The organism is Vibrio minamisatsumaniensis (genome assembly GCF_050337445.1).
GTDB classification, from domain to species: domain Bacteria; phylum Pseudomonadota; class Gammaproteobacteria; order Enterobacterales; family Vibrionaceae; genus Vibrio; species Vibrio artabrorum.
Genome location: NZ_JAKJSY010000011.1, coordinates 63,316 through 87,125, shown reverse-complemented (window position 1 = coordinate 87,125; position 23,810 = coordinate 63,316). Strand labels below are relative to the sequence as shown.

At 45.1% G+C, this 23,810-nt stretch carries 25 protein-coding genes; 14 read left to right on the top strand and 11 right to left on the bottom strand.

The window, feature by feature from the left end:
* Positions 1 to 36 precede the first annotated feature (36 nt).
* Both L4B77_RS02630 and bcp read left to right on the top strand, forming a co-directional pair.
* Positions 37 to 579 (top strand): glycine cleavage system transcriptional repressor, encoded by a 543-nt coding sequence (locus tag L4B77_RS02630; RefSeq protein WP_429748302.1) that lies wholly within the window; start codon positions 37 to 39, stop codon positions 577 to 579.
* A gap of 12 nt (positions 580 to 591) precedes the next feature.
* Positions 592 to 1,062 carry a thioredoxin-dependent thiol peroxidase gene (gene bcp / locus L4B77_RS02625; protein WP_429748301.1) on the top strand — a complete coding sequence of 157 codons (471 nt, stop codon included), beginning with the start codon at positions 592 to 594 and terminating at the stop codon, positions 1,060 to 1,062.
* Positions 1,063 to 1,190: 128 nt separating this feature from the next.
* On the opposite strand, the gene L4B77_RS02620 is transcribed toward bcp, so the two are convergent.
* Positions 1,191 to 2,261 carry an AI-2E family transporter gene (locus tag L4B77_RS02620; protein ID WP_261837847.1) on the bottom strand — a complete coding sequence of 357 codons (1,071 nt, stop codon included), beginning with the start codon at positions 2,259 to 2,261 and terminating at the stop codon, positions 1,191 to 1,193.
* Positions 2,254 to 2,493 (bottom strand): sulfurtransferase TusA family protein, encoded by a 240-nt coding sequence (locus tag L4B77_RS02615; RefSeq protein WP_261837848.1) that lies wholly within the window; start codon positions 2,491 to 2,493, stop codon positions 2,254 to 2,256. The genes L4B77_RS02620 and L4B77_RS02615 overlap by 8 nt, the downstream gene beginning before the upstream one ends.
* Before the next feature lie 178 nt (positions 2,494 to 2,671).
* Between L4B77_RS02615 and bepA the strand changes: the two genes are divergently transcribed.
* From bepA to L4B77_RS02595, 4 genes are all read left to right on the top strand, one after another.
* A complete protein-coding gene (gene bepA / locus L4B77_RS02610; RefSeq protein ID WP_429748300.1) occupies positions 2,672 to 4,126 on the top strand; it encodes a beta-barrel assembly-enhancing protease in 1,455 nt (484 codons plus the stop codon).
* Positions 4,127 to 4,245: 119 nt separating this feature from the next.
* On the top strand, positions 4,246 to 4,596 hold the full coding sequence (arsC, locus tag L4B77_RS02605) for an arsenate reductase (glutaredoxin) (RefSeq protein WP_429748299.1): 351 nt from the start codon (positions 4,246 to 4,248) through the stop codon (positions 4,594 to 4,596).
* Between the two features lie 6 nt (positions 4,597 to 4,602).
* A complete protein-coding gene (gene wrbA, locus L4B77_RS02600) occupies positions 4,603 to 5,196 on the top strand; it encodes an NAD(P)H:quinone oxidoreductase (RefSeq protein WP_017066556.1) in 594 nt (197 codons plus the stop codon).
* The gene (locus tag L4B77_RS02595) at positions 5,193 to 5,630 is read left to right on the top strand and encodes a DUF2069 domain-containing protein (protein ID WP_261837852.1); all 438 of its coding nucleotides are present in this window, start codon (positions 5,193 to 5,195) and stop codon (positions 5,628 to 5,630) included. Before wrbA ends, L4B77_RS02595 begins: the two co-directional genes overlap by 4 nt.
* 98 nt (positions 5,631 to 5,728) lie before the next feature.
* Here the strand turns inward: L4B77_RS02595 and L4B77_RS02590 are convergent, their stop codons facing one another.
* Complete coding sequence (locus tag L4B77_RS02590) at positions 5,729 to 6,991, bottom strand: DUF8605 domain-containing protein (protein WP_429748298.1); 1,263 nt, start codon at positions 6,989 to 6,991, stop codon at positions 5,729 to 5,731.
* Positions 6,992 to 7,263: 272 nt separating this feature from the next.
* On the opposite strand from L4B77_RS02590, the gene L4B77_RS02585 reads away from it, so the two are divergent.
* Positions 7,264 to 8,502: a uracil-xanthine permease family protein gene (locus tag L4B77_RS02585; RefSeq protein ID WP_429748297.1), complete on the top strand. Its 1,239-nt coding sequence runs from the start codon at positions 7,264 to 7,266 to the stop codon at positions 8,500 to 8,502.
* Positions 8,503 to 8,641: 139 nt separating this feature from the next.
* On the opposite strand, the gene upp is transcribed toward L4B77_RS02585, so the two are convergent.
* Positions 8,642 to 9,268 carry a uracil phosphoribosyltransferase gene (gene upp / locus L4B77_RS02580; protein WP_261837855.1) on the bottom strand — a complete coding sequence of 209 codons (627 nt, stop codon included), beginning with the start codon at positions 9,266 to 9,268 and terminating at the stop codon, positions 8,642 to 8,644.
* A 169-nt stretch (positions 9,269 to 9,437) separates the two neighbouring features.
* Here upp and purM point away from each other — a divergent pair, with 169 nt between their 5' ends.
* Positions 9,438 to 10,478: a phosphoribosylformylglycinamidine cyclo-ligase gene (gene purM / locus L4B77_RS02575; protein WP_261837856.1), complete on the top strand. Its 1,041-nt coding sequence runs from the start codon at positions 9,438 to 9,440 to the stop codon at positions 10,476 to 10,478.
* Between the two features lie 120 nt (positions 10,479 to 10,598).
* The gene (purN, locus tag L4B77_RS02570; RefSeq protein WP_429748296.1) at positions 10,599 to 11,285 is read left to right on the top strand and encodes a phosphoribosylglycinamide formyltransferase; all 687 of its coding nucleotides are present in this window, start codon (positions 10,599 to 10,601) and stop codon (positions 11,283 to 11,285) included.
* A 141-nt stretch (positions 11,286 to 11,426) separates the two neighbouring features.
* Here purN and L4B77_RS02565 read toward each other — a convergent pair whose 3' ends face one another.
* On the bottom strand, positions 11,427 to 12,272 hold the full coding sequence (locus L4B77_RS02565) for a class II glutamine amidotransferase (protein ID WP_429748295.1): 846 nt from the start codon (positions 12,270 to 12,272) through the stop codon (positions 11,427 to 11,429).
* Positions 12,273 to 12,332: 60 nt separating this feature from the next.
* Complete coding sequence (gene lpcA / locus L4B77_RS02560; protein ID WP_429748294.1) at positions 12,333 to 12,911, bottom strand: D-sedoheptulose 7-phosphate isomerase; 579 nt, start codon at positions 12,909 to 12,911, stop codon at positions 12,333 to 12,335.
* A gap of 326 nt (positions 12,912 to 13,237) precedes the next feature.
* On the opposite strand from lpcA, the gene fadE reads away from it, so the two are divergent.
* On the top strand, positions 13,238 to 15,703 hold the full coding sequence (gene fadE, locus L4B77_RS02555; RefSeq protein ID WP_429748293.1) for an acyl-CoA dehydrogenase FadE: 2,466 nt from the start codon (positions 13,238 to 13,240) through the stop codon (positions 15,701 to 15,703).
* A 148-nt stretch (positions 15,704 to 15,851) separates the two neighbouring features.
* Here fadE and L4B77_RS02550 read toward each other — a convergent pair whose 3' ends face one another.
* Both L4B77_RS02550 and dnaQ read right to left on the bottom strand, forming a co-directional pair.
* Positions 15,852 to 17,099: a TIGR03503 family protein gene (locus L4B77_RS02550; RefSeq protein WP_261837861.1), complete on the bottom strand. Its 1,248-nt coding sequence runs from the start codon at positions 17,097 to 17,099 to the stop codon at positions 15,852 to 15,854.
* Between the two features lie 9 nt (positions 17,100 to 17,108).
* Complete coding sequence (dnaQ, locus tag L4B77_RS02545; RefSeq protein ID WP_429748292.1) at positions 17,109 to 17,894, bottom strand: DNA polymerase III subunit epsilon; 786 nt, start codon at positions 17,892 to 17,894, stop codon at positions 17,109 to 17,111.
* 56 nt (positions 17,895 to 17,950) lie between these two features.
* On the opposite strand from dnaQ, the gene rnhA reads away from it, so the two are divergent.
* On the top strand, positions 17,951 to 18,415 hold the full coding sequence (gene rnhA / locus L4B77_RS02540) for a ribonuclease HI (RefSeq protein WP_261837863.1): 465 nt from the start codon (positions 17,951 to 17,953) through the stop codon (positions 18,413 to 18,415).
* 59 nt (positions 18,416 to 18,474) lie between these two features.
* On the opposite strand, the gene L4B77_RS02535 is transcribed toward rnhA, so the two are convergent.
* Positions 18,475 to 19,257, bottom strand: a complete 783-nt coding sequence (locus L4B77_RS02535; RefSeq protein ID WP_429748291.1) for a class I SAM-dependent methyltransferase — start codon at positions 19,255 to 19,257, stop codon at positions 18,475 to 18,477.
* 54 nt (positions 19,258 to 19,311) lie between these two features.
* Between L4B77_RS02535 and gloB the strand changes: the two genes are divergently transcribed.
* From gloB to L4B77_RS02520, 3 genes are all read left to right on the top strand, one after another.
* Entirely contained in the window at positions 19,312 to 20,070 is a 759-nt protein-coding gene (gene gloB, locus L4B77_RS02530) for a hydroxyacylglutathione hydrolase (protein WP_261837865.1), read from the top strand.
* A gap of 70 nt (positions 20,071 to 20,140) precedes the next feature.
* Complete coding sequence (locus L4B77_RS02525; RefSeq protein WP_429748290.1) at positions 20,141 to 21,709, top strand: LysM peptidoglycan-binding domain-containing protein; 1,569 nt, start codon at positions 20,141 to 20,143, stop codon at positions 21,707 to 21,709.
* Complete coding sequence (locus tag L4B77_RS02520) at positions 21,706 to 22,392, top strand: YIP1 family protein (protein ID WP_372040230.1); 687 nt, start codon at positions 21,706 to 21,708, stop codon at positions 22,390 to 22,392. Before L4B77_RS02525 ends, L4B77_RS02520 begins: the two co-directional genes overlap by 4 nt.
* A gap of 81 nt (positions 22,393 to 22,473) precedes the next feature.
* Here the strand turns inward: L4B77_RS02520 and L4B77_RS02515 are convergent, their stop codons facing one another.
* Together L4B77_RS02515 and glnB are read right to left on the bottom strand one after the other, a co-directional pair.
* Positions 22,474 to 23,316 carry an endonuclease/exonuclease/phosphatase family protein gene (locus L4B77_RS02515; protein ID WP_429748289.1) on the bottom strand — a complete coding sequence of 281 codons (843 nt, stop codon included), beginning with the start codon at positions 23,314 to 23,316 and terminating at the stop codon, positions 22,474 to 22,476.
* A gap of 59 nt (positions 23,317 to 23,375) precedes the next feature.
* Positions 23,376 to 23,714, bottom strand: coding sequence for a nitrogen regulatory protein P-II (glnB, locus tag L4B77_RS02510; RefSeq protein WP_261837869.1), 339 nt, complete (start codon positions 23,712 to 23,714; stop codon positions 23,376 to 23,378).
* Positions 23,715 to 23,810: the final 96 nt, after the last annotated feature.

Sequence of the window (23,810 nt, the reverse complement as noted above, 5' to 3'; positions counted from 1 at the left end):
TGCACAGATCAATGGAATATAAAGAGACGCGGTTTTATGACTCAACATCTAGTCATCACAGCTGTGGGCACCGATCGCCCAGGCGTATGCAACCAAGTGGTTCATTTAGTCACTCAATCCGGCTGCAACATTATGGATAGCCGTATCGCTCTATTTGGCGAAGAATTTACACTGATCATGCTACTCTCTGGCAAGGCAAACAACATTACCCGCGTTGAAACCACCTTACCCTTACTTGGCCAAGAACACGACTTGATTACCATTATGAAGCGAACCTCACCTCATGATGTTCATCAGAACTCCTACACGTTAGAGGTTTTCGTTGAGTCAGATGACAAGCTTGGGCTTACCGAAAAGTTCACCCAGTTCTTCGCAGACCGAGACATCGGCCTCGATTCGCTTAGCGCACAAACGATCAATAAGTCTAAGGTTCAACTTGATAACGACCAATTTCATATTGCTATTACCGCTTCTGTACAATCCGAATGTAATTTGATGCAGCTACAAGAAGAGTTTAATTTGCTGTGTCAGAGCCTGTCAGTCCATGGCTCGCTCAACTTTATCAAAAACAGTCTTTAAAAAGGAAATGTCATGAATACGCTAATGGCTGGTGTTCCAGCTCCTGCTTTTTCTCTTCCAGATCAAGATGGCAATATCGTATCTCTTGGTGACTTCAAAGGTAAAAAAGTACTTTGCTACTTTTACCCAAAAGCGATGACCCCAGGTTGTATCGTGCAAGCAGAAGGCCTGCGTGATATCAAAGCGCAGCTTGATGACCTGAACGTAGTCGTACTCGGTGTCAGTGTTGACCCAGTAAAACGCCTACCAAACTTCATTGAGAAGAAGGCTCTGAACTTCACACTACTATCTGATGAAGACCACTGCGTTGCTGAACAGTTTGGCGTTTGGGGGGAGAAAAAATTCATGGGTAAGGTATACGATGGCCTACACCGTATCAGCTTCCTGATTGATGAAGAAGGTCAAATTGAACACGTCTTCAATAAGTTCAAGACTAAGACGCACCACGAAGTAGTACTCGATTACTTCAATCAAGAAGCTTAAGGGCTAATTGTGTGAGTTAATGACTTAGGTTCACCACTCTCTAAGGCAATAGCAACACTCATTAAGCTAAGAGCAAAAAGGCCGAATATCATGGATATTCGGCCTTTTTAATGCTGATTCAATTGCTGTTAATGCTCGGGGTCATCCTCTAACGCGTGACTCGGCAAAGCATTCCAAACCGCCTTCACTAGCGTTGCCAACGGGATAGCAAAGAACACCCCCCAGAATCCCCACAACCCACCAAACACCAATACCGCAACAATAATGGCTACTGGGTGCAAATTCACCGCTTCAGAGAACAGAACTGGGACTAACACGTTGCCATCTAGGGCTTGAATGATACCGTATGATACCAAAAGCCAATAGAAATGAGGTTCAAGCCCCCATTGGAACAGACCGACAATGGCGACAGGTACCGTCACCGCAGCCGCACCGATATACGGGATCAGAACCGAGAAACCAACCGCGACAGCCAGCAGTACTGAGTAACGTAAATCCAAAATGGCGAACGTTACGTAGCTGACACCACCGACGATGATAATTTCTAACACTTTACCACGAATGTAGTTCGTGATTTGTTGGTTCATCTCAAGCCAAACCTTGGTCGCTAAACGGCGGTTCTTCGGTAGCACACCGCTCGCCATACTGATCATCTCTTCTTTGTCTTTTAATAAGAAGAAGATCAAAAGCGGTACAAGAATCAGGTAAACGGCCAGTGTCGCCAAACTCACAAGAGAGGCAAAAGAGCCCTTCACGACACTTTCACCAAAACCGAGAGCTTTGTTTTTTGCATTAGACACTATCGACTCAACAATCTGTAAGTTTGCTAGCTCTGGGAAACGTTCAGGGATTGTCGCAATAAACTTCTGTAAACCACCATACATGCTTGGAATATCATTGATAAGGTTGCCGACTTGATCCCAAATGGTTGGCACTAAACCAAACAGCGCAAGCAACATCAAGCTAAAGAACATCATGATCACCAACATCACCGATGGCGTTCTTGGAACACCGAGTCTTTGAAGTTGAGTGACAGGCCATTCAAGCAAGTAAGCCAGTACAATAGCCACTAATAATGGCGCAATGAGATGGCCAAAGAAGTAAATAGTAATAAAGCCGAAGAGAATGATGGCAACCAAACTGACTGCATGTGGATCAGAAAAACGTCGTTTATACCAACGATTGACCATTTCAAACATCTGACTGCAATTCCTTTTTAGTAACGATAAGGTGGTGGTAACTGGAACAAGCTTCCGTGATGACGACGTAAGCTTGCTTAGACAAAAAATGTACAATATCTTTCATAGAACTGTTATCAGAGACATAAATTGACAATGATTGTCCGATTTCTAACTTTACACTGTGACGCTTGGCTAATAATAACGCCATTGGGCAGCGCTCTTGGCGTAAATCGAGAATATTTGGTGTCATTCTGTAGCTCGATGCTTATTATAAGAGTCGTATTGTAATCTGTTTTTGAAAACGCGCCATCATTCATTACTCTTCCTTAATGATAGTGCACGCACTTAACAAAGGTTAAATCAGAGAAAGAACCAATTGGCATTGCACTTGTCTTACTGTCAGATGACATGGAGTATTACTGACTAATATGTTTAAACGCGCTCGATCAATTGCTTGCATATGTATTGCTACTACATTAAGCCCCCCAATCTTGGCCACCACCAATGGTTTGGAACTACCGGATATCGGGACAGCGGCTGCAGGCACACTCTCTATTGACCAAGAACTTATCTATGGTGATGCCTATATGCGCATCATCAGAAACAGTCAGCCGATCGTCAACGACCCGGTTTTAAACCAATACATCGACACACTCGGTCATCGCCTTGTTGCGAACGCAAATGATGTAAAAACCCCCTTTCAATTCTTTATGATCCGTGATCGCAACATTAACGCTTTCGCGTTCTTTGGTGGTTATGTTGCTTTGCACTCAGGATTGTTTCTGCATGCACAATCGGAAAGTGAACTGGCTTCAGTATTAGCCCACGAAATCGCACACGTAACCCAGCGTCACCTAGCTCGAAGTATGGAAGATCAAGCGAGGCGCTCTCCAGCAACCATCGCTGCACTTGCGGCTTCAATATTATTGGCGATAGCCGCACCTGAAGCGGGTATTGCTGCATTAACAGCAACAACTGCAGGTACCATGCAGAGCCAGATCAACTACACCCGCAGTAATGAAAAAGAAGCCGACCGCTTTGGTATCAGCACACTCGCACGAGCAGGGTTTGATGTGAATGCAATGCCGCGCTTCTTTGGTCGTTTAGCCGATGAATATCGCTATGCCAGCACGCCACCACCGATGCTATTGACTCACCCATTACCAGAAGACCGAATTACCGATTCTCGCGCTCGAGCTCGTAGCTACCCACCACTGAAGCTGGCTCCGTCATTGGATTATCACTTAGCGAGAGCGCGTGTTGTCGCTCGCTACGCCGGTATCAATAACGACGCGGCTCTTGATTGGTTCAAGCGCAAACTGAAAAAAGCACCAAAAGCCCTGGTGCCATCATTAGAGTACGGCCAAGCATTGGTTTATCTCGATTCTAAAAAATTAGATAAAGCCGAGCCTATTCTTACTAAGCTCATCAATAGCGATCCAACCAACGTGTTTTATTTAGATGCGATTTCCGATCTGCACATTGCACAGAAAAAACCAGAAACAGCGATTAAAGAACTGAAATCGGCACTGGCTCGTCAACCAAACAACCCAGTTTTGACGATTAACTACGCCAATGCATTGATTGAAAATGAAGATCTGCAAGAAGCCGTTCGCGTATTGCAACGTTACACGCACGATAACCCGAACGATACCAATGGCTGGCACCTGCTTTCAAAAGTAAATACGAGCCTTGGTCATAGCGACGAAGACTTGGCTGCTCGCGCAGAAATTTTGGCACTGCAAGCCCAGTGGAACAAAGCGATTCAATATTACACGCAAGCCAGCCAAATCGCTGAGCTCGGCAGCCTAAAACAAGCGCGCTACGACGCTCGAATTGATCAGTTAATGATTCAACGCGAACGCTTCTTATCACTCCAGTGAGTGTATTGGTTGCGACTCGTTATCAGAACAAAAAGAAAGCTCAACATTCAACAAACCCAGAAGTCACTTAGATGACTTTAGCGAAACAATTAAATAAAAAATAATAATGAGGAAGAACCATGTCTGTCGTGATTTATCATAACCCACGCTGCTCAAAAAGCCGTCAAACTCTCGAACTGCTTGAAACAAAGGGCGTCCAGCCAGAGGTTATCAAATACCTTGATACGCCTTTAACTGTCGAGCAACTGAAGGTACTTTTCACTCAACTGGGGTTTGAAAGTGTTCGCGAGATGATGCGTACCAAAGAAGCGGATTACAAACAAGCAAACCTTGGTGATGCTTCGGTTACTGATGAAGATCTTTTCGCCGCGATGGCAACCAATCCAAAACTGTTTGAGCGCCCTGTTGTTGTCGCGAACAACAAAGCAAAGATTGGTCGTCCACCAGAGCAAGTTCTAGAGATTCTGTAGCCCAAGATGAGCATTAACATTCTTGTCCTTTACTACAGCCGCCACGGCAACACACAAGCTCTAGCGAGGCAGATTGCACGAGGGGTAGAGTCTATCCCGAACTGTGAAGCCATGCTAAGAACGGTGAACGACGTGTACACAGTAGAGGAGCAGCCTGATTCGCGCTATCAACCCACCGATCCTATTGCCTCGTTACAAGAGCTTCGATCTTGTGATGGTTTGGCGCTAGGCAGTCCGGTTTGGTTTGGCAACATGGCCGGGCCAATGAAGCACTTTTGGGATAGCACGACATCAATGTGGATCAATGGCGATCTCATCGATAAACCAGCGTGTGTCTTTACCTCTTCTTCATCACTGCATGGTGGTCAAGAGACGACACAGCAAAGCATGATGTTGCCCCTGCTTCATCACGGCATGTTAGTCGTGGGCATCCCCTACTCAGAACCCGCACTGCACACCACGCAAACCGGTGGTACGCCTTATGGTGCAAGCAGTACTGGAGAAAGCGCTTCGCTTAGCAAAGAAGAGATTGAGTTGGCGCAAAATCTAGGTAAACGCCTAGCGCGCATCGCAATAAATCAGAAGGGAATTTCTCAATGATGTATATGCCAGAAACGGCGATGTCTCCCAAAACCAAACTCTTTCGCTACCTTGCTTTAGCGGGCAACTTGTCGCTTCTATTCTGGGTGGTGGCTTGGCAGATGACGCTTTCACCGCACCCTCATCTCAGTAATGTCACGCTGGCGATTGCTTGGGCTATCCCGCTGTTACTGCCATTACCGGGCATTTTAGCAGGTAAACCTTATACCCACGCTTGGGCGAATTTCGTCTTGATGCTCTACTTCCTACACGCATTCACTCTCTTATATGTCGACGGTGGAGAGCGCCTATTAGCGGCAGTAGAACTGCTTCTGACGACTCTAGGCTTCGTGGGCAACATTTTATTTACTCGCTTTAGAGCCAAAGAGTTAGGGATTAAACTGAAGCGCCTTTCTGAAGTAGAAAAGAAAGAAAAAGCTAAGTTCGAGCAATAATAATTGATTGGATGTTATTGTTCTGAGATGGTAACAAAAAGCCCTGCAAGATTGCTCTAGCAGGGCTTTTTCATGATGTCATATCAAACAGAGCAGTACTAGCGAACCCATTCGTATACGAGACTTGGCTTAGCATCCATTGGCGCTGTGGTGGTTAAATCTTCCGAGCTAGATTCCGCTAACGTTGTGTCAGGCGTGTTTGTGAGATCAGTATCCGTTGATACCTCATTGCTCTTAATCACTTGCACGCTTGAATCACTTACACCCTCTTCCGCTTTCACGGCAACAGCCGACTCGGGAGCATCACCGACAGACATAGTGTTGTCTTGCGATTCAAATTCAGGACTCACTTCAGGTTCAATGTAAGGCTCTTCAACCTTGGCGAGCTGACGAATTCTTGCAACTTCCTGCTCAAACTCTTGTTGAGTCGACAATAAGTGGATTCGGAAAGTCACTTCGTTGTTTTGAATCTTCAGAATATCGAGGCTTGCCACCGAGTTTAGACGCTTAAGTGCGTTCTCCAATTGGAAGAAATCCTGAGCATTATTCAGGCTAATAAACTGGGTCAAAATCGATTCTGATGACTCACTCGCTACCGTCACAGCACTTTTAGCTGAGTAGTAGTTACTGATTTGGTCGACTAACTTCTTAGACGTCGTTGCGCTGTTACCCGACAAAGAACCACTCACTGGCGATGTTGGAGTGCTCGTCAATTGACTCGGCTTTTGATCATATAGAGCCCAACGTAAACCTGAAGGTTGAGCCTTTATCACCAACACGGCATCAACAGGGTAACGCAGACTCGCTTTACTGATCGGTGTGATAAAGCTGCCCCATAAATCAGAAGTCGCAATACCCGTAATATCGTCAAAATCGCCAATAGGAAGCGTCAGTGGTAAACCTCGCTCCTTTGCGTACGCTTGTAAACCTGAGGCCAGTTGTGATTTAGAGTGTTCCCAAACAATATTCTTGTCGTAATGGCCTTCTTCTACGAGCCAAACAAGAATGTTCGAGCGAGTATCAGGCCAATACGGTAACTGAGCTTGAGTCAATAAAGATCGGATTTGAGCACCATTAAAACGCATACGCAGCGTTTCTTGAGCATGGCTTTCACCAAAACTCATTTGAGACAGATACTGCGCACTATTACGCATCGCCTTTTTAATCGTCTCATTCGAAGCGACATCGGTTTGGCCAGTCGCACGTATTAATACCTGCTCCATACCCGTCATTCTTGCCACTTGTTCTGGCTGTTTGTCTTCAGCGTTAATCACTACCTCAGCACCAAAAATATCGACTTTAGTCAATGCATAACTCGGAGAGGCTGATAGTGCCATTAACAACAATGCTATAAAGCGCATACTGATCCTAATATTCAAATCGTGTGCCTTGATGATAAGCAACTATGGATTGAGGGGCAAGGTTGTTAGAACTCACAGAGTTTAATAACCATAAATTACCCACTAACGATCATAAATCGTCCGCTTATTTAACGTGGACTTTTCTAATCATGATGGCGGTAAACATCATTAAGACAAATAAATTTGATCTACTTGGTGTGGCAATCGATTGCCAAATGATAGAATCTCGCGAATTTTACTTTTCATATCACGATCATTGTTAAGGACATAACATGAAAAATGCTTTGCAAGGTGCACAAATGCTGTTTGTTGCTTTTGGTGCGCTTGTATTAGTGCCACTGCTAACCGGGCTCGATCCCAACGTAGCACTCTTTGGCGCAGGTATCGGTACTCTTTTATTCCAACTTATTACACGCCGCTCTGTGCCAATCTTCTTAGCCTCTTCTTTTGCATTTATCGCCCCTATTATGTTTGGTATTCAAACTTGGGGTGTAGGTGCAACCATGGGCGGTTTAATGGCATCCGGTGTTGTGTATGTTTTGATGGGGGCATTGATCAAAGTTCGCGGTGTTGCTTTCATCCATAAATTACTTCCACCCGTGGTGGTTGGGCCTGTGATCATGGTGATCGGTTTAGGCCTTGCCCCTGTTGCAGTTAACATGGCATTGGGAAAAACAGGGGACGGTGCCGTTCAACTTATCGATGCTGACGCTGCACTGTGGATCTCTTCTATTTCACTGATAGTGACCATTATCATCAGTGTGTTCTCAAAAGGCTTCCTTAAACTGCTGCCTATCTTCGGTGGGATCGTCGCCGGTTACCTGACAAGCTTATTCTATGGCGTGGTCGACTTCACGCCAGTGGCTCAAGCGTCTTGGTTAGCTCTGCCCAACTTCACCGCACCAGAATTCAACATCAACGCGATTTTCTTCATGGTGTTTGTTGCAATCGCTCCCGCCGTTGAGCACGTTGGCGACATGCTTGCTATCTCTAACGTAACCGGTAAAGACTACCTTAAAAAACCGGGCCTACACCGCACAATTACTGGCGATGGTGTAGCAACCATTGCGGCTTCGATGCTGGGCGCTCCACCAAACACAACCTACAGTGAAGTAACCGGCGCGGTAATGCTGACTAAAGCATTCAATCCGGTGATCATGACGTGGGCAGCAGTGACGGCAATCGTTCTTGCGTTAGTCGGTAAACTCGGAGCCCTGCTTCAAACAATTCCAGTTTCAGTGATGGGCGGCATCATGATTCTTCTGTTTGGTTCTATCGCAACGGTAGGCCTGAACACCCTAATTCAGAACAACGTTAACCTACACAAATCACGCAACCTGGTGATTGTGGGCATTACGTTAGTCTTCGGTATTGGCGGCATGGCATTTGGCATCGGCGACTTTAGCCTTCAAGGCGTAAGCTTATGTGGTATCGTGGCAATTCTACTTAACCTAGTCCTTCCAAAAGAATTAGGCGACAACACAGTAGTAGACAAAGCTCAAATCGATTAATGAGTCGGTAAGGCTAGATTCAAAAGAATCATAATCAAACAAGATCAAAAAAGGGAGAGCATCGAATGCTCTCCCTTTTATTGATAGCAGGTCCAGTTAAGTTTAAATCACTCTTTAAATTAACTTAAACCGAACCGAATTACTTAGTACCAAAGATCTTATCACCAGCATCGCCAAGACCAGGAACAATGTAGCCCTTGTCGTTTAGCTTCTCATCGATTGCAGCAGTGTACAACTCAACATCTGGGTGCGCTTTTTCTAGAGCAGCGATACCTTCAGGAGCAGCAACAAGCACAAGAATCTTAAAGTGCTTACAACCTTTCTCTTTCAACAGGTCGATCGTCGCGATCATAGAACCACCTGTTGCAAGCATTGGGTCTACCACTAGAGCAATACGCTCATCGATGTTAGATGCAAGCTTATTGAAGTACGGTACCGGCTCCAGCGTTTCTTCGTCTCGGTAGATACCAACAACGCTGATACGTGCACTTGGGATGTGCTCAAGAACGCCATCCATCATGCCTAGACCAGCACGTAGGATTGGTACTACCGTTACTTTTTTACCTTTAATTTGGTCAACTTCTACAGGACCGTTCCAACCGTTAATCGTTACACGCTCAGTTTCAAAGTCTGATGTCGCTTCGTATGTTAGAAGGCTACCCACTTCTGTCGCTAGCTCACGAAAACGCTTAGTGCTAATGTCACCTTCACGCATCAGGCCAATTTTATGTTTTACTAGCGGGTGTTTCACTTCAACAACTTTCATTTCCAACTCCGGCAATATTTAAACAAACCTGTAGATTATACACGAACTGTGGGGGTATTTCAGAATCTTTATTCTAATAAAAAAAACCGCGCAAACGTTTGCTCTTGGTAATCAAGCCCTGTTAGAATAGCGCCGTTTTCACATCCAACTTAAGTTCGAGGACTATCCCGTGAGTGGTAATACTTCTTCTCTAAGCTACAAAGACGCTGGTGTTGATATCGACGCAGGTAATGCACTAGTTGACCGTATCAAAGGTGCTGTTAAACGCACTCGTCGCCCTGAAGTAATGGGCGGTATTGGTGGCTTTGGCGCCCTATGTGAACTTCCAACGAAATACAAAGAGCCGGTACTTGTTTCAGGTACTGATGGTGTTGGTACTAAACTTCGCCTTGCTTTGGATCTGAAAAAACACGACACCATTGGTATCGACCTAGTGGCAATGTGTGTGAACGACTTAATCGTTCAAGGTGGTGAGCCGCTATTCTTCCTAGACTACTACGCAACAGGTAAGCTAGATGTCGATACAGCAGCAGACGTTGTTTCTGGTATTGCTGAAGGCTGTGTTCAAGCTGGCTGTGCACTCATCGGTGGTGAAACGGCTGAAATGCCAGGCATGTACGAAGGCGACGACTACGATGTAGCTGGCTTCTGTGTCGGTGTTGTCGAAAAAGCGGACATCATTGACGGCACTAAAGTAGCAGCAGGCGACGCCCTTATCGCTGTTGGCTCAAGCGGTCCACACTCAAACGGTTACTCTTTAATTCGTAAAGTCCTAGAAGTTTCTGGTGCTGATAAGAGTGAAGAACTAGAAGGTCGCACTATCGGTGAGCACCTACTAGAACCCACTAAGATTTACATCAAATCGGCACTTAAAATGATTGCAGAGCATGACATTCATGCTATCTCGCACATCACCGGTGGTGGTTTCTGGGAAAATATCCCACGCGTACTTCCTGAAGGCACTAAAGCAGTCATTGATGGCAAGAGCTGGGAATGGCCTGCTATCTTTAAGTGGCTACAAGAGAAAGGTAACGTGGAGACATTTGAAATGTACCGCACTTTCAACTGTGGTGTAGGCCTAGTAGTTGCGCTACCGAAAGATCAAGCTGACGCAGCGGTTGAACTGCTGAAAGCTGAAGGCGAAAACGCTTGGGTTATCGGTGAAATTGCTAACGCTGAAGCTGGCGAAGAGCAAGTTGAAATCAAATAAGTGACGCGTTCGCTTACTGAGTTAATCAATGAGGACCTAATGGTCCTCATTTTGCTATTTAGCCCGCAGAAAACCTTAGTTTATGTAGGTACATTGTAAATTCCCCTGTAAACCAATTGCATGACCCACCCTATGAAGAACAGCCATTCTATGAATAACAGTCAACCTAAGAAAAACATCGTCGTTTTAGTCTCAGGAAACGGAAGTAACTTACAGGCTATTTTGAATGCCTGCGATAGCAATATGATTCATGCGTCAGTCAAAGCTGTCTTCTCAAATAAAGCTGAGGCTTTTGGATTAGAGCGAGCAAAAACCGCCGCTGTTGACGCACATTCAGTCAATCCAAAAGACTTTGGTTCACGTGAAGAGTTCGATCATGAGTTGATGACTAAAATTGATGCTTATCAACCCGATTTAATCGTACTCGCGGGCTACATGCGCATTCTAAGTTCGGAATTTGTTCGCCATTACGCGGGTAAAATGATCAATATCCACCCTTCCCTGCTGCCCAAATACCCAGGTTTAGATACCCACCAGCGCGCTATTGATGCACAAGATAAAGAGCACGGAACTAGCGTCCATTTTGTCACCGAAGAACTCGATGGTGGCCCTGTGATCTTACAAGCTAAGGTTCCGGTATTTGAAGGTGATGATGCTGATATGCTAGCAAGCCGAGTGCTTACCCAAGAGCACTGCATTTACCCTATGGTCTGCAAGTGGTTCGTAGAGGAGCGTTTATCCATGGTTAATGGGCAAGCTATCTTAGACGGTAAAGCATTAGGCAAGCACGGTTACGCAGAAGAATAATTCGTCTAGCTGTACTCACAAAGTCAATCACTGAAGAGCAAGCCCTCTAAAATCAGCAAACAAAAAGGCCGCTTACTGACTTATTGGTTCACTAAGCGGCCTCTCTTTTGTTCGGTTCAACAGTGATACTATTCGGAACGTTTAGCTCAATGGCTCAGTTGGTGCTTGGCTTGCAACCTTTTTAGGTGCATAAGCAACATCTTCCAATGCTTGGTGGTTACTGCCAATTAACTCACCAAAATGAAACAGTGCGTATTCACCCGGTTTCATTCTAAACCACGCTTCATTCGCTGTTAGAGGTTGAGTCGCCACCACGGTAACCACATCATTTGGCGTAGTCTCTTCTTGGAAATTAATCTCAACATCTTCATCAATCAGGCTCGCATTACCAAAAGGTGCACGTCTTGTTATCCAGTACAAATGGTTCGTACAGTACGTCATCACATACTCACCATCGCTCAATAGCATGTTGAAAACCCCTTTCTCTCGCAGTTTGTCACAACACTCAGCCACAAAGCGAAACATGCCTTCCTTATCTTGAGGAGGCTCTGGAAAACGCTCTTCTAACTGTTTCAACAACCAACAGAAAGAGAGCTCACTGTCTGTCTCACCAACTGGCCTAAAGCGGCCACTAATCAGCTCATCGTAATCCGTTAGTTGACCATTGTGCGCAAAGGTCCAATACCGCCCCCACAACTCACGGGTAAAAGGGTGTGTATTTTCTAGATTAACACCACCACGGTTAGCTTGACGGATATGACTGACAACAGCTTGGCTTTTAATTGGGTAGTTTTGAACCAACTCAGCGATCTTAGATTCACAACTCGGGTTAGGATCTTTAAACGTACGAAAACCCTTTCCCTCATAGAAGGTAATCCCCCAACCATCGCGATGCGGGCCAGTATTGCCTCCACGCTGCATCAAGCCAGTAAAGCTAAAACAAATATCAGTTGGCACATTCGCGCTCATACCGAGCAATTCACACATGGTTTCATCTACTCCCTATCAAAACCAATGGAGCCAAAACTGAGCTCCAATATCTGTAAACTATAATTCCATCTCTTTTTCGACAAGCTGAATCACAATGTGAATGATCTTAATGTGAATCTCTTGAATACGGTCAGCGTAACCAAAATGCGGAACTCGGATTTCGATGTCAGCACAACCGGCCATTTTACCGCCATCTTTACCGGTTAGCGCAATGGTTTTCATGCCTTTAGCTTGAGCGGCTTCAATCGCTTTTAGAATATTGGCAGAGTTACCTGAAGTCGACAAACCGAACAACACGTCACCCTTACGACCTACCGCTTCAACATAACGAGAAAATACGTGATCGTAGCCAAAATCATTACTCACGCAAGACAAATGACTAGGGTCAGAAATCGCAATGCCGGCATAACCAGGGCGATTCTCACGGTATCGACCCGTCAGCTCTTCTGCAAAATGCATCGCATCACAATGCGAACCACCATTACCACAAGAAAGCACTTTGCCTTCTTGCTTAAATGAGTCAGCAATCAGTTTTGCCGCCGCTTCAATTTGAGCGATGTTATGGTCATCACTCAAGAATTTGTTAAGAACGTCAGCAGCTTCGTTCAATTCACTTTTGATTAGGTCTTGGTACATAAGGCTTATCTCTTATATTTTTTTACGCCACTTATAGTACGTAAATGAGAGCTGAGGGTTTCCCCCTCTATTACCTGAGTTTACCCACAAACATGAAATAGTGTCGATACTTAAGCCCAAAGATTGCCACCTTAATTAACCTCTCACTACCGAACCGTCCAAATATTCGCCACCAACCTCTCACAATTAGAACTTTAACTCTATTGAGATCACTTTTTATCCACCTTGGTGTTTTACAAATATTTAATATTCTGTTTACACTTGACTGGTTAGACCTCTTACCTAAACTTAATAACAATAAGTGATCTCTGAAAAGGAAATCGATCATGAACATATTGCTCCCCCTACTCGGCATGACAGCCATCTTAGGTGTTTGCCTTTACCATAGAGTTAGTCTGATACGGGCGTTAGTTGTATTAACTGGCACGATGGTGGCCTTAACACTGCTCGATGGCGTGGCGGTTACTGGTTGGCTCTGTTACCTACTCACGGTTGCGATTTTTGCAGTCCCTACCGTTCGTCAGACCTTAATCAGTCACAAAGCACTTTCTGTCTTTAAGAAAGTTCTGCCGGCGATGTCTCAAACCGAAAAAGAAGCGTTAGAAGCCGGCACCGTATGGTGGGAAGCAGAGCTGTTTAAAGGCAAGCCTGAGTGGAAGAAACTTCAGAACATCGCTGACCCAAAGCTCTCTAATGCTGAGCAAGCTTTTCTCGATGGTCCGGTGAATGAAGTGTGTAAAATGGTCAATGATTACCAAGTAACACACGAGCTTGCTGACTTACCACCAGAAGTATGGCAATACCTGAAAGACCATAAATTCTTCGCCATGATCATCAAGAAAAAATACGGTGGTTTAGAATTCTCGGCTTACGCTCAATCTTTAGTTTTACAGAAGCTAACGGGCGTTTCTAGTGTATTGTCATCAACCGTTGGTGTACCTAACTCGTTAGGCCCCGGTGAACTATTACAGCACTACGGTACAGAAGAACAAAGAAACCATTACCTACCCCGTTTAGCGGAAGGTAAAGAGATCCCTTGTTTCGCTTTAACTAGCCCAGAAGCCGGCTCTGATGCCGGATCTATCCCTGATTACGGCATAGTATGTAAAGGGCAATGGCAAGGAGAAGAAGTACTTGGTATGCGTTTAACATGGAATAAACGTTATATCACTCTTGCGCCTGTCGCGACTGTATTAGGCTTAGCTTTTAAACTGCGCGACCCCGATGGTCTACTGGGTGACAAACAAGATCTGGGTATTACTTGTGCGTTAATTCCAACAGATTTAACCGGCGTTGAGATTGGCAATCGCCACTTTCCACTTAACGTTCCGTTCCAAAACGGCCCAACCCAAGGTAACGATCTCTTCGTCCCTATTGACTTCATCATTGGTGGCCAGAAAATGGCAGGTCAAGGTTGGCGCATGTTGGTTGAATGCCTGTCCGTTGGGCGGGGTATCACACTGCCTTCAAACTCAACCGGAGGCATTAAATCGGCTGCGCTGGCAACCGGTGCTTATGCGCGTATTCGTCGCCAGTTCAAACAACCGATTGGTCGTATGGAAGGGGTTGAAGAGCCACTTGCCCGCTTAGCTGGTAACGCTTATGTAATGGACGCTGCAAGTAACCTAACCGTTGCGGGTATCGACCTTGGCGAAAAGCCTTCGGTTATCTCTGCCATCGTTAAGTACCACTGTACCCACCGTGGCCAACGCAGCATCATCGACGCTATGGATATCGTCGGCGGTAAAGGCATTTGTTTGGGTCCTTCGAACTTCCTCGCTCGTGGCTACCAAGGTTCGCCTATCGCGATTACGGTTGAAGGCGCAAACATCCTAACTCGTTCAATGATCATCTATGGTCAAGGTGCGATTCGTTGTCACCCTTATGTACTTAACGAAATGGAAGCCGCTTACTCTGAAAGCAGTGATGCGCTTGATAAGTTTGATGCAGCGTTAGCAGGACACGTTAGCTTTACTTTGAGCAACCTAGTTCGCAGCTTGTGGTTCGGTATCACTGATGGTCGGGGATCAGATGCACCAACATCATCAAATAAAAGCGATCAGCAAACGCAGCGTTACTACCAACAGCTCAACCGATACAGTGCTAACCTCGCACTGCTTTCTGACATCTCGATGGCCGTGTTGGGTGGTTCATTGAAACGCAGAGAACGTCTATCAGCAAGACTGGGCGATATCCTGAGCCAACTGTATTTAGGTTCAGCAACGTTGAAGCGCTTTGAAAGCGAAGGCAGCCACGCTGAAGATCTACCGTTAGTCCATTGGGGTATGCAAGATAGCTTACGTCAGACTGAAGTGGCGATTGATGAATTCTTAGCCAACTTCCCTAATCCCGTGATTGGTCGCCTGCTTCGTGTTGTGCTTATGCCATTTGGCCGCATCCGTCGTGCCCCCAACGACAAACTGGATAGCCAAGTCGCACACATTATTCAAACACCGAGTGAAACACGTTCACGTATCGGCCGCGGTCAATACTTAGAAGCCACCGAATACAACCCTGTCGGCAAGATTGAAAAAGCACTCGAAGTGATTCTTCAAGCAGAACCACTATTCGAAAAAGTCTGTAAAGAGACGCATCAAAAACGTGCCTTCTTACGACTTGATCTTATCGCTCAATTGGGACTTGAAAAAGGTATCTTAACGCAAGAAGAGGCAAACCTTCTGATTAGTGCTGAGGAGCATAGACTGTATACGATTAACGTGGATGACTTCTCACCAGAGGAGCTTGCAGCAAAGTCGCAGTACCCAGACCAATCGATTGATAACGTAGCCTAACATCGATAGTCAAAACCAAAGTTAGACAGGTCGCAGAAAAACCAAAGGGACTCTCATGAGTCCCTTTTTTGTTAGCAGCTAAGCGAATCGCGCAGACATTCATGCTGTTGATGCGTTAGCACCGTGACACATCCATAACCTTTAAAACCTACTTTGGCGCATTAAGCTGCATCTCAGGTTGCGCTTGTTTCTTGGCTTTTACTTTACGAATCACAAACCAGATTAATAAACCCAATACAATCGCGGTAACATTGCCGACAACAATAATGATGATACTGCGCAGTCTTTCATGCTCACGCTCCTGAAGAATTCTCAATTCAGCGGCAATACGCTTCTGTTCTGCTAGAGCTTCTTCTTGAAGGCGGCGAGACTCAGCTAAATCAAGATCTTCAACAACACTGTACGATTGTTCTGTTATCGGAAAAATCAGTGGACGCTGGCTTGATGCATCCGTGGCATAGACCATTGCCGACCAGTTATAATCACCCAATTCACCAGTGTAAGGCGCCACTAAAGACACTTGTAGCGCATCGTCTTCCGGTTGACCTTGGATGTACGTCACATACTCATCAGGGGCTTGATGTTCAACATGAACAGCCAAAGAATTCGGCGCGATCATGCCATGCTCGCCAGAGACAACAATAGTATGAGGAGTTCCCGCTTTACGAGACTGAACAAAAGTAGCTGTGATTGGGGTTGGGTACACTAAGACTTGTTGTTCTTGCGCCCTCAAAAAAACACCATTACCCGAAGTAATACGAACTCGGTACTTACCCGGTTCCACATCAATCGGTAACGACACCGTAAACACGCCATCTCCAGCTTGTTCGTCAAAACCGGCACCGTCATCGGCAAACTCGCCTAACACAACAGGCACTGGGCGCGCTTCTTTCACTAAAGAAGCTTCATTTTCGACAAACTTGGTAAACGTCACCTTGAGTTTCACGCGGTCTAGAAAATCACGCAGTACCAGAGGTTTACCATCCGAAGTCAAACGAGCGGTAAACTTAATCTGCTCCGTTTGATACAACTTATTAGGAAACTCATCGGCGTCTAAAACAAGGTGAGACAAGAGCTTAATATGGTTTTTAGGTGAAACTTCGCCTACCGCTTGCCAAGGACCAGGCATCGGCTTGTCGATAGAGATAATGTCCATCGACGATTCTTGATACCAACGAACATTATCGGCATTGCGACTAGAGTAATATTTTTTACCGTCGGGACGAACCAATACGACAGGTTTAGAGTTATCGGTTCGATAAATCACAAAAGTAACTTGATCAATACTGGGGTCTACTCGAAATCGGTTGTCCAACAAACTCATTACGGACTCTGTCGCCGCATGTAAGCCAAAGCTTAGCAGCAATAAGTAACCGGTAGCCAATACCCTAAACATACTTTCTCCCTACAAACGCCAAAGGCAGCTTCCGCTGTTCTCGACGAGATCTAAACGACGTTGATGCGCCTCTACTTCATCGGCCGTAGCTCGTAAAACCTTTAGGGGTTTCCGACCACTTTCTACTCTTCGTATACTCTCGGCTTCACCTTCCTTTTGATCAGCGTTAAATTGCAGCGAAGTTTGTCCCCCCGTCATCAATAGGTAGACGTCAGCTAGGATCTCCGCATCGAGCAATGCACCGTGGAGGGTACGATGTGAATTATCGATACCATAACGTTCACATAATATATCTAGGTTATTTCTTTTCCCCGGAAATATCTTTTTCGCCATCGCCAAGGTATCGGTAACGTTACAGTAATCCTCTGTTTTACCAATGGCAGGGTTGAGTTTTTCAAACTCATAATCCATAAAGCCCGTATCGAAGGGGGCGTTATGGGCCACTAACTCTGCGCCTTTAATAAAATCAAGAAATTCGTCGTGGATCTCTTGGTATTCCGGTTTATCCACCAAGAATTCATCGGTAATACCGTGAACGCCAATGGCTTCTTCTTGAATCGCACGATCGGGCTTGATGTAGACGTGGAAGTGACGCCCAGTCAGCCTACGGTTGATGATTTCTACAGCACCAATTTCAACAATACGATGACCCATATAGTGAGGGCCACCTTCAGTATTCATACCGGTAGTTTCGGTATCGAGTACGATGATGCGCTTATTTTCGCGCGAACTGTTTTTTTCGTTCGCACGAGTTTGCTCGCTAGAGCGTTGTTCTGGAGTTCTGCTGGTATTCATAAGGATAACTGTGTCAGACTATGCCGATAATGTGCTTGAGGTAATAGTATCAAATCATGACGAAACAAGTTGAAATTTTCACTGATGGTTCTTGTTTAGGCAACCCCGGTCCTGGCGGCTACGGGATTGTCCTCCGCTACAAAAAAGTCGAGAAGACGCTATCCGGAGGCTTCACCCTAACAACCAACAATCGAATGGAAATGCTTGCCGCCGTGATCGCACTGCAAACTCTTAAAGAACCTTGCTCTGTGATTCTGACAACCGATAGCCAATACGTGCGTCAAGGCATCACACAGTGGATCCACAACTGGAAAAAACGCGACTGGAAAACAGCCGATAAGAAACCGGTGAAAAACGCCGACCTTTGGCAAAGGTTGGATAAAGAAACCGCGCGCCATAATGTTGATTGGCGCTGGGTAAAAGGACATGCAGGGCACAGAGAAAATGAGATGTGTGATGAGCTTGCAAGAACTGCAGCTGAAAACCCCACTCAAGCAGATACCGGCTACCAACCGAGCTAACGATCTTTTTAAAATGAGATGACACGGCCTTAACCAGAGACCAAAATGAGAAGCCGACCCTAGTCGGCTTTTTCGGTTTTTAAAGGGTATGTTGTTTTCTTGGAATGGACCAAGCAACGACTGTCGGTTCTAAAGCTAGCGCCAACCGGTGAAAAACGTCGTTTAAGATGCCAATGAGGCTTAATCGGTTTGAGTGGGTAAGTTCGCTTACGAGCAACAATAAAATACTGACTTCCAGCAAAAGATGCACATCCACCTAAACTGTTCTCTAACCATGTCCAAATCGCTTGGTATTTACTCATTGGGACCAGCGCATAAGTATCACAATGAATCACTTCATAATTCAGTACACCTAACCAATCTTTTACTCGATTTGGTGTATACATACGCCCACTCCAAGGCAAAGCGTTTCTTCGCCAAGGCAGTAAACTGGCAAGTCCAGTAACACTAACAGGATTAAAACCCGTGATAATCATATAACCATCGTCTATCATGACTCGGTCGACTTCTCTCAATAACCTATGCGGGTCATTGCTATAGTCTAATTGATGGCTAAGCACCACAACATCAAAACTTTTCTCTAGAAAGGGCAAATTATAACCATCCGCGATCACATTATGTAATGGGTTCTGGATATCTAGGTTTACTTGATGTTGAATGTTACATGTGCAGCTAGAAATCTCACAACTGAGGCCTCCGAGCTTGAGCATATGGTAACCAAATAGTTTTGGGCACCACTCATCAAGTCGAGTTTGAATTGATTCTCTCAACCAGTTCCCATTGTGCAACTGTGCCCAAGTGTAAGGACGCTCAAACTGCTTTCTGCTACGTGCTGGCTTCATCAATAATCTATCTCACTTAATCTGTCTCACTAAAAAGTGACTGGAGATCCAATAATGTTACATATCAAAAGCATACCTGCATTTAACGACAATTACATCTGGCTGATTGAAAATAGCGATCGCCGTTGTGCTGTCGTCGACCCTGGTGATGCCGCTCCAGTATTAGAATACTTAGCACATCATGAGCTAACTTTAGATGCAATCTTGATTACACACCACCACCATGATCATATTGGGGGTGTTCCCGAGTTGGTAAGACAACACCCAGGTGTTGATGTGGTGGGTCCAAAGAACGAGCCAATACCGACTCTGACTCATCCTGTCGACGATGGCGACCAATTAGAACTGTTCGGTGAAGTGTTTTTAGTCCTAGGGCTTAGTGGACACACCGCCGGTCATGTAGGCTATGTGGGGGACGCGAAACTATTTTGTGGCGATGTATTGTTTTCTGCGGGTTGCGGCCGGATCATGGAAGGCACACCACAACAAATGTTTGATGCACTTAATAAAATCACCGCACTCCCTCAAGAAACAGAAGTCTACTGTGCGCACGAGTATACCGCTGCCAATATCGCTTTTGCACTGGCCGTTGAGCCTGATAACCAACAGCTTCGCCAATATCGAGATCAAGTGAACCGACTCCGCGCTCAAAATAAGCCGACCTTACCCACGAATTTGAGACAAGAGAAATTTATTAACCCTTTCTTGCGTTATACCGAACCAAGTGTAGTAAAATCAGTGTCTAATCGTACTGAGCAGACCGATCCTTTATCTATCTTTACTGCTTTGCGTGTGTGGAAGAATGAATTTTAACAAATACAAGCTTGTCACTCATAGGGAGAGGCAAGTATTATCAGCGACCGTTTATTAAAAAGGCTGTAACATGCGAGTTAAGTACAGCTGGGCTTTGGTATTACTACTTTCTGGTTGCCAATTAACTCAGTCAGAGAAACCAGACCAAGCTCCCGAGCAAACCAACACATCTCCTACTAAAGAAGTTTCTAAAACTAACGCTTCACTAGAAGCCAAAGAACAACCAAAAGTTGAAGTTCCTATCGTTACCCCACAAACACAAGAAGATGTTTGGAAACGTATTGGGATGCAACTTAAAATGGAAGTACCCGACCAAAAGAAAGTCGATTACTACCGAACTTGGTATCTAAAGCACCCGAGTCATTTAAAAACCGTATCAAAACGTGCTGAACCTTTCCTCTATTTGATCACAACAAAGATTGAAGAAAGAGGTCTCCCTCTAGAATTGGCACTGTTACCCGTTGTTGAAAGCTCATTTGATGTGTTCGCATACTCTCACGGCAGCGCGGCTGGTCTATGGCAATTTATTTCAGGGACAGGTAAAGCGTATGGGCTAGAGCAGGATTTCTGGTATGACGGTCGTCGTGATGTGACGGCGTCAACCGATGCAGCACTCGACTTCCTATCCGATCTCAACCGACGCTTTGATGGCAATTGGAGCCATGCGATTGCAGCCTACAACAGTGGTGGCGGTCGAGTGAACAGCGCAATCCGCAAGAATAAGAAGCTGGGTAAGCCCATCGACTTCTTCTCTCTGGACTTGCCAAAAGAGACCAGCAGCTATGTACCTAAACTGCTGGCACTGGCTGATGTAATAGCCAACCAAGACAAATATGGCATTGAAATCCCTGCCATTCCTAACAAACCAGTCTTGACTCTCGTTGACCCTGAAGAACAGCTTGATCTAGCAATTGCCGCGAACTACGCCGGTATTTCAGTGAAAGAGTTACAAAGCTATAACCCCGCTTATAATCAATGGGCAACGGCACCCAAGAAACACCAACGTCTATTACTTCCTTCAAACACAATTGATAAATTCAATAAACAAGTCGCTGCCAATAAAGGCAAGGGAATGAAGTTAGTACGTTACAAGATTCAGTCCGGTGACAGCATCAGTGTATTAGCAAGCAAATATAACACCACCAGCAAAGTGATTCGCTCGGCAAACGGTTTAAGCAACAACAATATTCGCATTGGTCAATACCTGCTCATCCCAACTTCCACCAAAGATGACAAAGCTTACGCGCTAAGCGCTTCAAACCGCCTAGCAAATACGCAATCAAAGAGTCGTGGTCAATATAAGCTAAGCCATGTCGTAAAAAGTGGTGACAGCTTATGGACGATCGCTCGTGCAAACAAAGTCTCTCACCAATCATTGGCAAAGTGGAATGGAATAGGACCTCGCGACACACTGCATGTTGGCCAAAAACTGGTCATCTGGAAGAACGGTTCAGATGGTGCGATCATACGTACGATCTTCTATAGCGTAAGATCTGGTGACACCATCAGCGATATTGCAGCAAAGTTCAAAGTAAAAAGTGCAGATGTTGTAAAATGGAATACTTTACAGAACCATAAATACCTACAGCCCGGACAAAAACTGAAGCTGTATGTTGATGTAACTAAGGTAAGTGTATGAACCCGTCAAGTAACCCTCTCGTCATGCTGTTGGATATTTTTCGATCACCAACATCATGCTTTTTAGCACTGTATCAACGAAGTGCTTGGGGATGGCAACCCTACGTCGTATTAATGCTTAGTCCATTCTTATTTTGGGGCGCCTATTTTTCAAATGTCGATTTTGCATGGTTAAGTGCGGAATTATCGAAACAACTGGCTCAAACAAATCCTGACCAATTGGCGTTACTTGACAGCAATACTTTGCTCGCAAGTGAAATCATCAACGATGTACTGAGTCGTACGCTCAGCATCGTTCTATTGGCATTTTGGTTTAACCTAGCAACCAAACCAAGCCAACATAAGCATAATTTCTGGCGATGGTTTGCGGCCTCATCGGTTGTCATGTTTCCGGCAGTGTTAGGTGACATTGCAAGCTATGCAAGCCTAATACTCAAACACGGACAGGTAATGAACTATGCCGCTGATCTCAACAGCTTAAACGGCTTAATTAAGTTACCATTAACCAATGATTGGTCGCAGTTTGCCAGCTCGTTACCACTGCTATTACCATGGTACATCGTGCTCGGTTATGCCGCGGTATTAACGTGGACTGAGTTTGAACGCGGGCAAGCGCTTGTGATCTCAGGCTTACCATGGATTGGCTATTACCTCATCTGGGCACTCTATATTTTGATCTTCTAGACAGAATAAAGAAGGTGAGTGAGAATTCACTCGCCTTCTTTATCGACAGTCACTAGCGTACGAGCATCGAATAGCTTCTGACTATTGAGCCTGAAATGTCACTAGCATTGGGTTATGATCAGAAGCGTCCGTAATGGGCGTTTTTGCTTTTTCTAGATCTAATCCTCGATAAAACACATGGTCGAGCATCAACCCTGTTATAAACTGTGTTCGGTTATCAGGTGCAAAAGCGACTTCTGTCAAACCAACCTTTTCCAACGCCTCTTTCAATACCGCAAACCGAGCTTCACTCCAACTATTGAAATCCCCAGCAAAGATAACTGGACCACGGTACTTTTGCAGATTGTTGGTTAAGCTCTCAAGCTGTTCTTCATAATCTTGTGTACCAAAGGTAAAGTTCACCGCATGAATATTGATGACCGCCAGTACTTCTCCATTGCTCAGCTGGTAACGAGACCATAGTGCGGATTTAGGCAGTCGCAGCCAAGGTTCTTCATGTGTATAAGCACAAGCTTCGATCGGTGAATGGGTCGCTAAGTTAAGTACACCAGCACTTTCTTCAAAGGCTTCAAACGCATTCACATGAGTACTTTCCCACTGACCACTTGTCATCCATTGGCGAAGTTCTTGTGTCATGCTTGCTTCTTGCAGTAAGACTAAATCTTTTCCTGTCGACAGTTTATCCAACTCACTCTGCCAATGGCTGCGGTTTTGCTTGTAGATATTCCACACGGCAAGGCTTAATCCGTCGGACACATCAATCGCTTTCGGCGCTGGGTTCTGATAGCAACTATAAATATCATTGCTGGCATTATGAGAAAAAGTGATCAGGTTGGGTTTATTCGGGATCACAAAGATAATATGAAAACTAACAACAGCAAGTGTTATCAAAACTGCGATAACAATGATGATTTTCTTAAACATACAGCACTCTACCAGAAATAAAAAAGGAGCGATAAACGCTCTTTTTAAGGCAATAATTTTTATACGGCGTCTTCGTCTTCTTCGCCGGTACGAATACGGACCACACGTTCAACGTTAGTAATAAAGATCTTACCGTCACCAATTTTACCGGTTTGTGCCGTTTCGATAATGGTGTCAATACATTGATCGGCCACTTCGTCGGTCACAACGATTTCCAATTTCACTTTAGGTAAAAAGTCGACCATGTACTCTGCGCCTCGGTATAGCTCAGTATGACCTTTTTGACGTCCAAAGCCTTTAACTTCAGATACTGTCATACCCGTAATACCCACTTCTGCAAGTGCTTCACGTACATCATCAAGTTTGAATGGCTTGATAATGGCTTCAATCTTTTTCATGTTCATCCCTTAAACTGTGTGAATAACTTATTATCGGTTAGCTGTTATAAACATTCAATGAAAAAAGCCAGCGCTTTAAAACGCTGGCTTGAAACT

Bases quoted from the DNA above. Each gene is read 5' to 3' on its own strand.
- L4B77_RS02595 (WP_261837852.1), top strand. From the start codon at position 5,193: ATGATGTATATGCCAGAAACGGCGATGTCTCCCAAAACCAAACTCTTT.
- wrbA (WP_017066556.1), top strand. From the start codon at position 4,603: ATGAGCATTAACATTCTTGTCCTTTACTACAGCCGCCACGGCAACACA.
- dnaQ (WP_429748292.1), bottom strand. From the start codon at position 17,894: ATGAATACCAGCAGAACTCCAGAACAACGCTCTAGCGAGCAAACTCGT.
- arsC (WP_429748299.1), top strand. From the start codon at position 4,246: ATGTCTGTCGTGATTTATCATAACCCACGCTGCTCAAAAAGCCGTCAA.
- L4B77_RS02550 (WP_261837861.1), bottom strand. From the start codon at position 17,099: ATGTTTAGGGTATTGGCTACCGGTTACTTATTGCTGCTAAGCTTTGGC.
- fadE (WP_429748293.1), top strand. From the start codon at position 13,238: ATGAACATATTGCTCCCCCTACTCGGCATGACAGCCATCTTAGGTGTT.
- L4B77_RS02515 (WP_429748289.1), bottom strand. From the start codon at position 23,316: ATGTTTAAGAAAATCATCATTGTTATCGCAGTTTTGATAACACTTGCT.
- L4B77_RS02565 (WP_429748295.1), bottom strand. From the start codon at position 12,272: ATGTGTGAATTGCTCGGTATGAGCGCGAATGTGCCAACTGATATTTGT.
- upp (WP_261837855.1), bottom strand. From the start codon at position 9,268: ATGAAAGTTGTTGAAGTGAAACACCCGCTAGTAAAACATAAAATTGGC.
- bcp (WP_429748301.1), top strand. From the start codon at position 592: ATGAATACGCTAATGGCTGGTGTTCCAGCTCCTGCTTTTTCTCTTCCA.
- L4B77_RS02615 (WP_261837848.1), bottom strand. From the start codon at position 2,493: ATGACACCAAATATTCTCGATTTACGCCAAGAGCGCTGCCCAATGGCG.
- L4B77_RS02630 (WP_429748302.1), top strand. From the start codon at position 37: ATGACTCAACATCTAGTCATCACAGCTGTGGGCACCGATCGCCCAGGC.
- L4B77_RS02535 (WP_429748291.1), bottom strand. From the start codon at position 19,257: ATGAAGCCAGCACGTAGCAGAAAGCAGTTTGAGCGTCCTTACACTTGG.
- L4B77_RS02520 (WP_372040230.1), top strand. From the start codon at position 21,706: ATGAACCCGTCAAGTAACCCTCTCGTCATGCTGTTGGATATTTTTCGA.
- glnB (WP_261837869.1), bottom strand. From the start codon at position 23,714: ATGAAAAAGATTGAAGCCATTATCAAGCCATTCAAACTTGATGATGTA.
- L4B77_RS02585 (WP_429748297.1), top strand. From the start codon at position 7,264: ATGAAAAATGCTTTGCAAGGTGCACAAATGCTGTTTGTTGCTTTTGGT.
- rnhA (WP_261837863.1), top strand. From the start codon at position 17,951: ATGACGAAACAAGTTGAAATTTTCACTGATGGTTCTTGTTTAGGCAAC.
- lpcA (WP_429748294.1), bottom strand. From the start codon at position 12,911: ATGTACCAAGACCTAATCAAAAGTGAATTGAACGAAGCTGCTGACGTT.
- purN (WP_429748296.1), top strand. From the start codon at position 10,599: ATGACCCACCCTATGAAGAACAGCCATTCTATGAATAACAGTCAACCT.
- bepA (WP_429748300.1), top strand. From the start codon at position 2,672: ATGTTTAAACGCGCTCGATCAATTGCTTGCATATGTATTGCTACTACA.
- L4B77_RS02590 (WP_429748298.1), bottom strand. From the start codon at position 6,991: ATGCGCTTTATAGCATTGTTGTTAATGGCACTATCAGCCTCTCCGAGT.
- L4B77_RS02525 (WP_429748290.1), top strand. From the start codon at position 20,141: ATGCGAGTTAAGTACAGCTGGGCTTTGGTATTACTACTTTCTGGTTGC.
- L4B77_RS02620 (WP_261837847.1), bottom strand. From the start codon at position 2,261: ATGTTTGAAATGGTCAATCGTTGGTATAAACGACGTTTTTCTGATCCA.
- gloB (WP_261837865.1), top strand. From the start codon at position 19,312: ATGTTACATATCAAAAGCATACCTGCATTTAACGACAATTACATCTGG.